Here is a 13,117-nt window from a genome sequence, read left to right on the forward strand (position 1 = left end):
CTCCTCGAAGCCTTGAAGCACCGGGCACTGTGTCGTTCAGGGCATTGGAGCAGTGCCCGGTCTTACACCCCGGAGATGCCGTACGCGTGGATCTTTCGGTACAGCGAGCTGCGCGAGAGTCCCAATGACGCGGCCGCGCGGACCCGGTTGCCGTCGCATTCGGTGAGTGCGGCGATGATCGCGTCGCGTTCGGTGGCCTCAAGGGTCGTCAGCGCGCGAGTGGTGTTCGCCCGGCAGTACCCGGGCAGGTCGTCGGGCTGGATCTCACCGACCGGTCGCCTGCGCAGCGCCTCGGCGAGGGCCTCACGGAGTTGCGGGATGTTGCCGGGCCACGAATAGGCGGCGAGGATGCGCATGGCCTTCGGGCTGATCCGGCTGTTACGTTGGGGCGCCAGGGCTTTGACGACGCGCACCACGATCGTGTGGAGGTCGATACCCCGCAGCCGCAGCGGCGGGATGGTGACGGACTGACCGATGCCTGGAAGTGACGACGCCGACGGATGGTCGTCGGTGGGTGGTTCGATGGTGACCGCGAGAAGGTACCCCGCATCTGTCGCGGCAGCCACCAGGTCGGTCAACGTGGCCACGGTGGGGGCCGAGACCTTGTCGAGATGCCGGATCACCAGCAGTGCGCACTCGTCGACGGCGTTCTCGGGCCCGGTGACCTGTTCGCCGCGTTCGACGCGTTGCGCGTCGATGACGACCACCGGCGCGTCGCCGTAGACCTCGTGAAAGGTCTCGGCGATCAGGCTCAATCGTCCCGAGCCCGGCTCGCCGATGACCAGGACGCCCGTCCCCGACTCGAGAGCGGCGAGTGCCTCGGCGCGGGCGGCCTGCCACGCCGGACTGCTCGCCGGTTCACTCCGCGCGATCGGCGTCGACAGCGACCGAAGTGCTTGCAGCCGAACCGAACCCGACGGAACATCATGGTCATCGTCGAGCAGCAACACCATGCCCACGGTGTCGCCGTTGTAGGTGATGGCGGTCGATCGCAACCGAATGCTTCGTCCGTCATCGAGGGTGATCCGACGAGCGCCGGGATCGTGTCGGGACATCAGGAAACGCGTGAACTCCACCACGCGTTCCTGATCGGCCGGCGACAGCATCTCCCGTGCACTCTCGTTGGCCATCACGGTGTCGGCGCCGGTGAGCTGGGGAGCCGCGTTGCCGACGGCCATTACTGCTTGACGCGGGCGGGAGTCGGCGCGCAAATAGGTCTCGAACAACGCTCGTTTGGCCTGGCTGCGGTCGAGCAGTAAATTGCGGCCGATGTCGGCGGCTGCCGAGCGAATCAGGGCGTCCACCAAGGGATTCCACGTGTCGGCGAGCATACTGGCGTCGAGGACTCCGGCGACGCGGCCGGTCAGTGGGTCGAAGACCGGGGCACCGGCACAGGCGAACTGCACAAGAGACTGGTTGAAATGCTCGTTGCCCACCACGGTGACGGGTGCTCCGACCTCGAAAACCGTTCCCACGCCGTTTGTTCCGACGCCACTCTCGTCGAAGCAGAACCCGCGCTGGAAGTCGACGCGATCGAGCACGCGGCCGACGGCCGTGGAGCAATCGCGCCGATCGACGATGCGTGCCTTGGCGTCGGTCAGGGCGATGGTGACCGGGACGTCGGACATGTCCCGGGCGAGGCGCTCGATCACCGGTTGCGCGCAGCGGGCCAATCGGGAATCGAAGTCGATGTCCTCGAAGAATGCCACGGTGTAGCGATCGGCGTCGACGCCGGCATCGTGGCTGCGCTCCCAGGATGCCGCGACCACGTCGTCGACACCCGCGGCACCTGCGGGCCCGTACTCGAGAAAATCGGCCCGGGCGGCGGCGATGCGGAGCTGCCGCTCACGGATATCGGTCATCGTCGTGCGTCCTCCTCTCGTCGGTCCCCCTCCATTGTGACCTGCCGCACAACGGTCGATTATGCAACGCCCTCAACTGCGACGACACCGTCCAACGGGTCAGGAATGGTGTCCCAATTTGGGACACCCGAGACTGCCCGGACACTCACGACACTGGCTGGCGAACGTGAGGAATGTCATAACCAGGAGGAAGAATGGCAACAACCACACTCGATGCAGCCGTGATCGGCGCGGGAGTCGCCGGCCTGTACGAACTGCACATGCTGCGTGAACAGGGACTCGAAGTGCGGGCCTACGACAAGGCGTCCGGCGTCGGTGGCACCTGGTACTGGAACCGCTATCCGGGCGCTCGCTTCGATTCGGAGGCCTACATCTACCAGTATCTGTTCGACGAGGATCTCTACAACGGGTGGAGCTGGAGCCAGCGTTTCCCCGGGCAGGAGGAGATCGAACGGTGGCTCAACTACGTCGCCGACTCGCTCGACCTGCGCCGCGACATCTCGCTGGAGACCGAGATCACCAGCGCCGTCTTCGACGAGGACCGCAACCGGTGGACACTGACCACCGTCGACGGCGACACCATCGACGCGCAGTTCCTGATCACCTGCTGCGGGATGCTCTCGGCGCCGATGAAGGATCTGTTCCCCGGACAGTCCGACTTCGGTGGTCTGCTCGTGCATACCGCGCGTTGGCCCAGGGAGGGCATCGACTTCGCGGGCAAGCGCGTCGGTGTGATCGGCAACGGCGCGACCGGAATCCAGGTCATCCAGTCGATTGCCGCCGACGTCGACGAGCTGAAGGTGTTCATCCGCACCCCGCAGTACGCATTGCCGATGAAGAATCCGTCCTACGGCCCCGACGAGGTTGCTTGGTACAAGTCGCGATTCGGTGAACTGAAGGACACCCTGCCGCACACGTTCACCGGATTCGAATACGACTTCACCGACGCCTGGGAGGATCTCACCCCCGAGCAGCGTCGGGCGCGGCTCGAGGACGACTACGAGAACGGTTCGCTGAAACTCTGGCTTGCCTCGTTCGCCGAGATCTTCTCCGACGAGCAGGTCAGCGAAGAGGTCTCGGAGTTCGTCCGGGAGAAGATGCGCGCCCGCCTCGTCGACCCGGAACTGTGCGACCTGCTGATCCCGAGCGACTACGGCTTCGGCACGCACCGGGTGCCGCTGGAGACCAACTATCTCGAGGTCTACCACCGCGACAACGTGACCGCGGTTCCGGTGCGCGACAACCCCATCACCCGCATCCGGGAGAACGGCATCGAGCTCGCCGACGGCACCGTGCACGAGCTCGACGTCATCATCATGGCGACCGGATTCGACGCCGGTACCGGTGCGCTCACCCGCATCGACATCCGTGGTCGCGACGGCCGCAGCCTGGCCGACGACTGGAGTCGTGACATCCGCACGACGATGGGCCTGATGGTGCACGGCTACCCGAACATGCTGACCACCGCGGTGCCGTTGGCGCCGTCGGCGGCGCTGTGCAACATGACGACCTGCCTGCAGCAGCAGACCGAGTGGATCAGCGAGGCCATCCGGCAGATGCGCGCCACCGGCAGAACGGTCATCGAGCCGACTGCCGAGGGCGAGGAAGCCTGGGTCGCCCACCACGACGAACTCGCCGACGCGAACCTCATCTCCAAGACCAACTCCTGGTACGTCGGGTCGAACGTACCCGGCAAGCCGCGTCGGGTCCTGTCCTACGTCGGCGGCGTCGGTGCCTACCGGGATGCCACCCTCGAGGCCGCCGCGGCCGGCTACAAGGGCTTCGCACTGTCCTGACGGACAGTGTGATACAGATCATATCTGTGGAAGGATAGAGCTATGACCAGCACATTCTCTTCACTCGATGTCTCCGCGTTCACCAGTGCCGCCGATCGGATTCTGGCCGAAGCCGTCACCGGGGACGCCCGCGTGCCCGGTGTGGTGGCGATGGTGACCGACCGTGACCGCACCGTGTACTCCGGAGCTGCGGGCCAACGCAGCCTGGGCGGGTTGGCGCCGATGACCACCGACGACGTGTTCGCGATCTTCTCCACCACCAAGGCGATCACCGCGACCGCGGCGCTGCAGCTGGTGGAAGAAGGCCTGCTCGACCTCGACGCGCCGGCGAGCACATATGCGCCCGCCATCGGCACCCTGCAGGTGATCGAGGGCTTCGACGACGCCGGTGAACCGATCCTGCGGGCACCGAAGTCGGTGCCGACCACTCGCCAATTGCTTACGCACACAGGCGGATTCGGCTACGACTTCTTCGACGAGATCTACAACAGGCTCGCCGAGGAGAAGGGGCAGCCCAGCGTCACCACGGCCAGCCGGGCGGCGCTGATGACGCCACTGCTCTTCGATCCGGGCGAGCGGTGGCAGTACGGAACCAACATCGACTGGGTTGGTCAAGTGGTCGAGGGGTTGCGCGGGAAGCGACTCGGTGAGGTGTTCGCCGAACGCATCTTCGCTCCGCTCGGCATCGAAAACATGAGTTTCATTCTGCGCGAGGACTTCCGGTCGCATCTGGCGGAGATCCATGCGCGTAACGCCGACGGATCACTGACCCCGATGGGTCTCGAACTACCGTCGCCGCCGGAGGTGGACTTCGGTGGACACGGCCTGTACGGGACCGTCGGTGAGTACCTGAAGTTCATCCGGATGTGGCTCAACGACGGTGCGGGAGAGGGTGGTCGGGTCCTCAAGGCCGAGACCGTGGAGATGGCGCTGCGCAATCATCTCGGTGACCTGCCGGTCACCATGCTGCCGGGCGTCATCCCGTCGCTGTCCAACGACGCGGAATTCTTCCCGGGACAGTCGAAGTCGTGGTCGTTGCCGTTCATGATCAACAACGAGACGGCGCCGACGGGTCGCCCGGCAGGTGCCCAAGGATGGGCGGGGCTGGCCAACCTCTTCTACTGGATCGACCGGCAGAACGGGTACGGCGGATACTGGGCCACCCAGATTCTGCCGTTCGGCGACCCGACCTCGTTCACCAAGTACATGGAGTTCGAGACGGCCTTCTACTCAGCCCTGAAGAGCTAGCCCTGCAACAGAAGCCGGCCACCGACGGGTCGGCACCGATGCGTCTGCCCTAAGGGCCGAGACGTCCGAGGAGTACCTGTGCGGGTTACCCCGCACACAGGCCCGCCATGCCATCCCCGGCATGGCGGGCTGATCACTCATGCTCGAGTCCGGGCACCGCACCCACCATCTATTCTTTCCGAACCAAAGGATGAGCCCCATGTCCGCCTTGATGAAGACCTTCACGATGCTCGAGATCGGCAAGACCGCGATCGTCGAGAAGCCCATACCCACCCCCGGCCCCAACGAAGCCCTGGTGAAGACCACCGCCGCACTGATCTGCACATCGGATGTGCACACCGTCAAGGGTGCGCTGCCCGTCGAGAACGGCCGCACGCTCGGACACGAGTCGGTGGGTGTGATCGCCGCACTCGGCTCCGCGGTCACCGGCTTCACCGAGGGCCAGCGCGTCGCGGTGAACGCGGTGACACCGTGCTTCGAATGTTCGTACTGTCAGCGGGGTTTCACCAGCCAATGCGGTGGGCTCCTCGGCGGCTACAAGTACACCGCGCAGGTCGACGGCAACATGGCCGAGTACTTCCTGGTCCCGGCGGCGCAAGGGAATCTCGCACCGATCCCGGACGAGTTGAGTGACGACGCCGCGGTGTACGCCTGCGACATGCTCAGCACCGGACTGATGGGGGCCGAGCACGCGCAGATCGAGATCGGGGACACCGTGGCGATCTTCGCGCAGGGTGCGGTCGGATTGTGCGCCACCATCGGGGCAAAACTGCGGGGTGCGGGGCGGATCATCGCCGTCGAGTCGCGCCCCGAACGCATCGCTCTGGCACAGCGTTTCGGCGCCGACGACATCGTCGACTTCACCAACGGTGATCCTGTCGCGCAGATCATGGACCTCACCGGTGGTGTCGGCGTGGACGCCTCGATCGAGGCGCTCGGTTTCCCGCAGACCTTCGAGGCCGCGTTGGCCTGCCTCAAAGCCGGTGGCACGTTGTCGAACATCGGGTATCACGGCGAAAACCCGGCGCCGCTGCCACTGGATCTGACGGCGTGGGGACTGGGCATGGGAGACAAGACCATTCGGACCGGACTCTGTACCGGTGGTAGTGACCGGATGTCGCGGCTGTTCACCCTGATGACGACCGGCAAGGTCGACCCGACGGTGATGACGACCCATCGATTCGGCTTCGACGACGTCGAGGAGGCATTCGTCATGATGGCCGAGAAGCGCGACAACATCGTCAAACCGCTGATCACCTTCCTGACCAGTACATCCGGGTACGAGACAAGCGGGGGCGCGGTCGTTGCCGCGCCACCGCGGTCAGCCAGAATGGGAACGTGACGAGCGACCCCGACGTCTGGCAACGACTGCGCACCGTCATCGATGGACCGCTGCCGGAGATTGCGGTCCGGTTCTCCCGGTTCCTGACGTCGCAGTGTCCGCACGATGCTCTGGTCATCTTCACCCGCGAGTGCACCGGACGGCCCCGCAAGGTTGCCGGCGACCCGGCGATCGTCGACCGGGTCACCATCGCCGAACTCGATGCGATCAAGGACGACACGGTCGCCGGTGAGGTGATCGAGCGTGACGCGATGGTCGGGGGCGCGTCACGTCGGGTGCGGATAGTGCGCGATGAGACCGGCACGCTGCTCGTCCTGGTGCCCAAGCGGGCGTTGTCGGGGTCGCCGAAGTTGTTGCGCGCCTGGTTTGCGATCGTCGCGGTGTCGATCCGCCAGCAGGTCGCCCAGGCCAGCCCGGATTACCTCGCAGAGTCGCGGGCGGCGTCGAGTGAGCGGGCGCGCACCATCACCCAGTTGACCGAGACCCACGAGGACACCCTCGCGGCGATCTTGACCACGCTGCGAGCCCGCGACCTCGACGATCGAATAGCCCGCACCCGGGCCGCCGACACCGCGTCGTCGGCGCTGATCGCGTTGCGTACGGTCGGCGACGCCGACCACAAGCTGGCGACCGAGGCGCTGGGTACCGCGTTCTCCCGGTTGCAGGCCGAACTCGAACCGGTGCTGCGGCACGTCGACGCCGACGTCGACTTCGGTGGTCCGAGCGCCGGCGACCGGTCGCTGCCCGGGGAGATCGCACATGCGGCGCGGGCGATCGTTCGTGCCGTTGCGGTGGCGGTCGTCGCCCAGGCTCATCTGGTGCGGGTGCGGATATCCTGGGACGCACGGGGCGACGACCTCGTCATCGACATCCGTGATCAGGGCAGCGGCGAACTCGACGGAGATGCATTGCGACGTCAGCTGGCCGGCCGGCTGCAGGCACTGGACGGTCGCCTCGAGGTCGAGACGATCCCCGGCTGGGGTAGTCGAGTATCGGCGCACATCCCGTTGCAGGCTCCCGACGCGAGGCCCTCCGAGGATCTGCTGTCGTCGCTCAATCCTCGGGAGGTCGAGGTGCTGGGGCACCTGGCCCTTGGCCGACGCAACAAGTCGATCGCCGCCGATCTCGGTGTCAGCGAGTCCACGATCAAGTTCCACGTCACCTCGATCCTGCAGAAACTCCAGGTCTCCAACCGCGGAGAAGCCGGTCTGCTCGCGGCGCGGGCGGGGATCACGGCGCAGTGATCCCTCTGGACGGGTGGGCGCGGCTGTACTTTGGTCTAGGTAGAACCATCCATTCGGGCGGATGCATGTGTCTGCCGACGCCACAAGACTGAGACGGGACTACTACGACTGCATCGCGCAGTCCAGGGTTGTCCCCATCCAGAGTCGTATCGAGAGGATCGAGAAGCGGATATGTCGGAGCAGACGGTCAAGGGAGTCATCTCGCGGAGCAAGGGTGCTCCGACGGAGCTGGTCGATGTGGTGGTCCCCGACCCTGGGCCCCGCGACGTGATCGTGAAGATCGCGGCATGCGGTGTCTGCCACACCGACCTCGCCTACAAGCAGGGTGGGATCAACGACGAGTACCCATTCCTGCTCGGGCACGAGGCGGCGGGCATTGTCGAGACCGTCGGGTCCGACGTCAGTCACGTCGAGGTCGGCGACTTCGTCGTCCTCAACTGGCGTGCGGTGTGCGGTGAGTGCCGCGCCTGTAAGCGGGGCCGTCCGTGGTATTGCTTCGACACCTTCAACGCATCGAAGTCGATGACCTTGACCGACGGCACCGTGCTCACCCCTGCCCTGGGCATCGGCGCGTTCATCGAGAAGACCCTCATCCATGAATTGCAGTGCACCAAGGTCAATCCCGAGACCGATCCGGCGGTGGCCGGACTACTCGGCTGCGGCGTGATGGCCGGTCTGGGCGCGGCCATGAACACCGGAAACGTGGGCCGTGGTGATTCGGTGGCCGTCATCGGCTGCGGTGGTGTCGGTGACGCCGCCATCGCCGGCGCACGGCTGGCCGGTGCCACGACCATCATCGCGATCGACCGCGACCCGGCAAAGCTGGAGTGGGCCACCGATCTCGGCGCCACCCACACCATCAACGGTGCCGAGGTCGACGACGTGATCACCGCCGTGCAGGATCTCACCGACGGCAACGGGGTGGACGTCATCGTCGACGCCGTCGGCCGACCCGAAACCTACAAGCAGGCCTTCTACGCCCGTGACCTCGCCGGCACCGTGGTGCTCGTCGGCGTGCCGACCCCGGAGATGACTCTCGAGCTCCCGCTGGTCGACTTCTTCTCTCGCGGTGGTGCTTTGAAGTCCTCCTGGTACGGCGACTGCCTTCCCGAGCGGGATTTCCCGATGCTCATCGACCTCTACGAGCAGGGGCGTCTGCCGCTGGAGAAGTTCGTCACCGAACGTGTCGGACTCGGCGACGTCGAGGGCGCGTTCTCGGCGATGGAGGCCGGCAAGGTGCTGCGTTCGGTGGTGGAACTCTGATGTCTCTCCAGATCCAGAACGTGGTCACCTCAGGCACTTTCAGCCTCGACGGTGGTACCTGGGATGTCGACAACAACATCTGGATCGTCGGTGACGACAGCGAGGTCGTCATCATCGACGCGGCGCACATGGCCGGGCCGATCCTCGACGCGGTCGGCGGACGCACCGTCAAGGCGATCCTGTTGACCCACGGGCACAACGACCACATCACGGTCGCACCGGAGTTGTCGACGGAGACGGGTGCCCCGATCCTGCTGCATCCCGGCGACGACATGCTGTGGAACGACACCCATCCCGACGTCGGCCACGGTGATCTCGCCGATGGGCAGGAGATCGAGGTCGCGGGCACCGCGCTGACGATCATCAACACCCCGGGGCATTCGCCGGGGTCCTCGGTAATTTACGCGCCGGAGGCCGGCGTGCTGTTCAGCGGTGACACCCTGTTCCAGGGCGGGCCAGGGGCGACTGGGCGCTCGTTCTCGAGCTTCCCGACGATCATCGAGTCCATCAGGACCAAGATCTTCACCCTCGACCCGGAGACCAAGGTCTACACCGGTCACGGCGACGGCACCACCGTTGCCGCTGAGGCGCCGCACCTGGAGGAATGGATCACGCGCGGCAACTGAGTTGGGGTTTGCGGGCCAGATGATCACGATCTATGGAGTGGCTCACGGTGGCTTGCCGGACTCGTGGTCGCACGCGCAAACACTGCCTCCATGAGGCAATGCCGACGCCACGTGGGAACTCTCCCCGTGGGCGATCGGGGTCGTCCCGATCGTCGTCTGCTTTCTGGTCTTCTCACACGCCACCGGCCACGCATGTTCGCGTGGTCGGTGGCGTGGCAGGGCGGTCGGACCGCGGACCTCGGTGCCTGACCCTCATGGTGGCCTGCGGTCGACGGTTCGGCGGGCCACTGACCATGCTCGGTGTCGGTACCGGCGTCGCGGCGCTCATCGGATCGGGATCGATCGCCTTCGCCTACCTCTGCATGCGTCAGGGCGACGGTCTGTTTCCCGTCCAGAACCAGACCCACCGCGCCGATGGAATCCGGGCGACCGGCGTCAGCCGCGGAAACCGAAGCGTGAGTTGAGTTCTGCGGCGGCGCGCTGAACGGTGGCCGCGAGGGCGGGTGCGTCCTCGGGATTGAGGCGGTATCTCGGACCCGACACGCTCAACGCGCCGATGACGGCGCCGCTGTGATCCCGAATCGGTGCTGCTATCGCCACGAGTCCGAGTTCCAGTTCTTCCTCGGCGATCGCCCACCCGCAGTCGCGGGCTCGGGCGAGATCGGCAAGTAGGGCATCGATCTCAGTGATGGTGTGGTCGGTGTAGCGGGGCAGCCCGGCGACAAAGCTCGCGCGTACCTCGTCGTCGGACAGCGCGGCGAGCAGGATCTTGCCCGACGACGTGGCATGGGCCGGGGAGGTCTGACCAATCCAGGTCTGCAGAGCGACGCTTGAGGTGCCTTGTGCCTCCACGATGTTGACCGCCTGTGTACCGCCGAGCACGGCGATGTTGGCGGTCTCGCCGAGTTCCGCGGCGAGCATTTCGCAGATCTGTTGTCCCTGTTTCGACAGGTCCAGCGTGGCGCTGGTCGAACTGGCCAGACGCACCACAGTGAAACCAATGCGGTACTTGCGGCTGCCGGGCTCTTGCTCGATGAAGCCGCGTGCCTCCAGCGATCCGATGACACGCGAGACCGTCGACTTGTGCACGCCGAGTTCGGCGGCGAGTTCGGTGACGCCGGCCGCGCCATGCTGCCCGATGAGCTCGAGGATTTGCAAGGCGCGGTCGACCGACTGGACGGCGCCGGAGCCGGACGGGGTGCTCTCCTTGGTGGGCATGACCCCACCAACTTTAGCCGACCACGCCAGCGGGGGATCGAACACCGCGGTCACAGGGCTACTTCCGGATGCGCGACATCGCGGGATCGACGGAGACGTCGGGGCCGAGTACCGCGTGATAGGTGGTGCGCTGATACGCGACCGACACCTCGACGCCATCCTCGAGGTCGGCGGGTAGCCACGCGTAGGCCAGACAGGCCCGCAGGGTCGGCGACCAGCCTGCGCTGGTGACATAGCCGATGACCGCGCCGGCCACCGATACCGGCTCCTTACCGAGGACGACAGCCGCGGGATCGGTGAATCGTAGGGTTCGCAGCCGAGTCGTCGAGACCCGTTCGGTCAGCGCGCTCTTGCCCACGAAGTCGTCCTTGCCCATGCGGACCGCGAAGCCCAGGCCGGCGGCGTCGGGGGTGTGTTCGGTGGTCATGTCGGTTCCGGCCGACCGGTACCCCTTCTCGATCCGCAACGCGTTGAATGCGATTCGGCCGGCGGGGATGATCCGGTGTTCCTGCCCGGCGGTCATCAACAGATCCCACAGGCCGCGCCCGTACTCGGCACCGGTGTAGATCTCCCAGCCGAGTTCGCCGACGTAGGACACCCGCATCAGCGTCACCGGAATCGGTCCGATCGTCGTCTGCACGCATCGGAAGTACTTGAGCCCCTCGTTGGTGAGGTCGGTGGGTGTCAGTGGCGCCAGTACCTCTCGCGCCGACGGCCCCCAGAGACCGAGGCAGCTGGTCGCGCCGGTGATGTCACGCAGCGTCACTGGCTCAGCGGGCAGGTGCCGGGCGATCCAGTCGAAGTCGACGGGACCGTTGGCGCCGACCTGGAACACGTCGTCGGCGAGCCGGGCGACCGTCAGATCCGAACGCACACCACCCTTCTCGTCGAGCATGAGAGTGTAGGTCACCGATCCGACCGACTTGTCGAGATTGTTGGTCGTCAACTGTTGCAACAGATCGAGAGCCCTCGGCCCGGACAGTTCGTAGCGGGTGAGCGGGGTCATGTCGTACAGGGCGACGTGGTTGCGGGTGTGGGCGGCTTCGGCGACGGAGATCGGTGAGTAGTGTCGCGCAGACCATGAATCGCGTTCCGGTATCCCGAATCCGCCGGCGACGAGGTCGTCGAGCAGGCCCTGGTTGGCCTCGAACCATGCGGGCCGCTCCCAGAAACCGGCTTCCCAGAACTCTGCGCCGAGCTCGACCTGGCGGTCGTAGAATGGACTGGTTCGCACCTGCCGCGGCGCGGTGCGCTGATCGTGCGGGTGGATGACGTCATAGACCTCGACGAAAGATTGTGAGCTCGTGGCGAGGATCGCGTCGTCTGTCAGCCCGGCCTCCTCGAAGCGGTACAGATCGAACTCGTGCGTGTCGACCGAGGCGGTACCATCGATCATCGATTCGGCGACAGTACGTGCGATGCCCGCGGAGTGCGTCACCCACACGGCCTCGGCCACCCAGAAGCCGTGCAGTTCACGGTGTTCGCCGACGACCGAATGCCCGTCGGGGGTGAACGAGAAGATCCCGTTGAAGCCCTCCTCCACCTTGCCGCCGGCCAGCTCGGGGAGCAATCGCGTGCTCTGCTCCCACGCCTGCGCGAAGTCGTCGGGAGTGAACATCAGCTTCGAGGGCATCTCCTCGAGAGAGATCGTCGACTCGTGGTCGAGGGCGGAGACATCGGTCGGCATCGGCCGGTGACCGTAGTAGCCGATACCCAGCCGGTCACCGTGCTCGCGGTAGTAGAGATCCTGATCCTGGTGACGCAGGATCGGCAGCGACGCCTCGGCGAGGGCCGAGTTGACCCCCTTGCGCGACGCCAACGGAGTGGTGTAGGCGTACTGATGTGCCATCGGCACCAACGGGATCGTCAGGCCCACCCGGCGGCCGAACTCCCGGCCCCAGAATCCGGTGCAGCACACGACGATATCGGCGTCGAGGGTACCGGTGGTGGTGCGCACGCCCCGAATAGAGCCATTGGACTCGATGACATCGACGACCTCCTGATGGCCCACGAACCGTGCGCCCCGCTCGGTGGCGCGAGCGGCCTGCGCCTCCACCGCGCGCAACGCCTTGGCGAGTCCGTCGCGCGGCGTGTACAGCCCACCCAGGATCAGGTCGGGGTCGAGCAGCGGATATTTCGCGACACATTCTGCGGGGGTGAGCAACTCGTAGTCGACGCCACGGGACTCGGCCCATCCGGCCTTGCGGTGCAGATCATCCCATCGCAGGTCGGTAGTCGCCACCTCGAGTCCGCCGACGTGGTTGAAGCACCATCCGTCGGGATGGGTCAGCGCAGAGAACTTCTCGCAGGTGTAGGACGCCAACTCTGTCATCGTCTTCGACGGGTTGGTCGCGAAGACCAATCCGGGTGCGTGCGAGGTCGATCCACCGGTGGCGAATAACGGCCCGCGGTCGACGACGGTGACGTCGGTCCATCCGCGCGCGGTCAATTCGTCGGCCAGGGAGGTGCCGACGATCCCGGCGCCGACGATCACGACTTTCGGTGTGCTCATGGGAGG

The 13,117-nt window shown here is 65.9% G+C and carries 10 protein-coding genes; 7 read left to right on the top strand and 3 right to left on the bottom strand.

The window, feature by feature from the left end; translation table 11 throughout:
* Window positions 1–62 precede the first annotated feature (62 nt).
* Window positions 63–1,862 (bottom strand): sigma-54-dependent Fis family transcriptional regulator, encoded by a 1,800-nt coding sequence (locus EF294_RS12880; RefSeq protein ID WP_123930524.1) that lies wholly within the window; start codon window positions 1,860–1,862, stop codon window positions 63–65.
* 194 nt (window positions 1,863–2,056) lie between these two features.
* Here EF294_RS12880 and EF294_RS12885 point away from each other — a divergent pair, with 194 nt between their 5' ends.
* From EF294_RS12885 to EF294_RS12915, 7 genes are all read left to right on the top strand, one after another.
* Window positions 2,057–3,658, top strand: coding sequence for a flavin-containing monooxygenase (locus tag EF294_RS12885; protein ID WP_123930528.1), 1,602 nt, complete (start codon window positions 2,057–2,059; stop codon window positions 3,656–3,658).
* 42 nt (window positions 3,659–3,700) lie between these two features.
* On the top strand, window positions 3,701–4,906 hold the full coding sequence (acmB, locus tag EF294_RS12890) for a methyl acetate hydrolase AcmB (RefSeq protein WP_123930531.1): 1,206 nt from the start codon (window positions 3,701–3,703) through the stop codon (window positions 4,904–4,906).
* Between the two features lie 199 nt (window positions 4,907–5,105).
* Window positions 5,106–6,248: an NAD(P)-dependent alcohol dehydrogenase gene (locus tag EF294_RS12895; protein WP_246007834.1), complete on the top strand. Its 1,143-nt coding sequence runs from the start codon at window positions 5,106–5,108 to the stop codon at window positions 6,246–6,248.
* The gene (locus EF294_RS12900; protein ID WP_123930534.1) at window positions 6,245–7,492 is read left to right on the top strand and encodes a helix-turn-helix transcriptional regulator; all 1,248 of its coding nucleotides are present in this window, start codon (window positions 6,245–6,247) and stop codon (window positions 7,490–7,492) included. The genes EF294_RS12895 and EF294_RS12900 overlap by 4 nt, the downstream gene beginning before the upstream one ends.
* Before the next feature lie 171 nt (window positions 7,493–7,663).
* Window positions 7,664–8,755, top strand: a complete 1,092-nt coding sequence (locus EF294_RS12905) for an S-(hydroxymethyl)mycothiol dehydrogenase (protein ID WP_123930537.1) — start codon at window positions 7,664–7,666, stop codon at window positions 8,753–8,755.
* Entirely contained in the window at window positions 8,755–9,381 is a 627-nt protein-coding gene (locus tag EF294_RS12910) for an MBL fold metallo-hydrolase (RefSeq protein WP_425459428.1), read from the top strand. The genes EF294_RS12905 and EF294_RS12910 overlap by 1 nt, the downstream gene beginning before the upstream one ends.
* 212 nt (window positions 9,382–9,593) lie before the next feature.
* Window positions 9,594–9,845, top strand: coding sequence for a hypothetical protein (locus EF294_RS12915; RefSeq protein WP_123930542.1), 252 nt, complete (start codon window positions 9,594–9,596; stop codon window positions 9,843–9,845).
* Here EF294_RS12915 and EF294_RS12920 read toward each other — a convergent pair.
* The gene (locus EF294_RS12920; RefSeq protein WP_123930546.1) at window positions 9,817–10,599 is read right to left on the bottom strand and encodes an IclR family transcriptional regulator; all 783 of its coding nucleotides are present in this window, start codon (window positions 10,597–10,599) and stop codon (window positions 9,817–9,819) included. The genes EF294_RS12915 and EF294_RS12920 overlap by 29 nt on opposite strands.
* Before the next feature lie 58 nt (window positions 10,600–10,657).
* A complete protein-coding gene (locus EF294_RS12925) occupies window positions 10,658–13,111 on the bottom strand; it encodes a GcvT family protein (protein WP_123930549.1) in 2,454 nt (817 codons plus the stop codon).
* Window positions 13,112–13,117 lie beyond the last annotated feature (6 nt).

Origin of the sequence: Gordonia oryzae, assembly GCF_003797185.1 — a bacterium.
Classification (GTDB): domain Bacteria; phylum Actinomycetota; class Actinomycetes; order Mycobacteriales; family Mycobacteriaceae; genus Gordonia; species Gordonia oryzae.

Excerpts from the sequence above, each read along its gene's own strand:
- acmB (WP_123930531.1), top strand. The coding sequence starts at position 3,701 with ATGACCAGCACATTCTCTTCACTCGATGTCTCCGCGTTCACCAGTGCC.
- EF294_RS12910 (WP_425459428.1), top strand. The coding sequence starts at position 8,755 with ATGTCTCTCCAGATCCAGAACGTGGTCACCTCAGGCACTTTCAGCCTC.
- EF294_RS12880 (WP_123930524.1), bottom strand. The coding sequence starts at position 1,862 with ATGACCGATATCCGTGAGCGGCAGCTCCGCATCGCCGCCGCCCGGGCC.
- EF294_RS12885 (WP_123930528.1), top strand. The coding sequence starts at position 2,057 with ATGGCAACAACCACACTCGATGCAGCCGTGATCGGCGCGGGAGTCGCC.
- EF294_RS12895 (WP_246007834.1), top strand. The coding sequence starts at position 5,106 with ATGTCCGCCTTGATGAAGACCTTCACGATGCTCGAGATCGGCAAGACC.
- EF294_RS12920 (WP_123930546.1), bottom strand. The coding sequence starts at position 10,599 with ATGCCCACCAAGGAGAGCACCCCGTCCGGCTCCGGCGCCGTCCAGTCG.
- EF294_RS12925 (WP_123930549.1), bottom strand. The coding sequence starts at position 13,111 with ATGAGCACACCGAAAGTCGTGATCGTCGGCGCCGGGATCGTCGGCACC.
- EF294_RS12905 (WP_123930537.1), top strand. The coding sequence starts at position 7,664 with ATGTCGGAGCAGACGGTCAAGGGAGTCATCTCGCGGAGCAAGGGTGCT.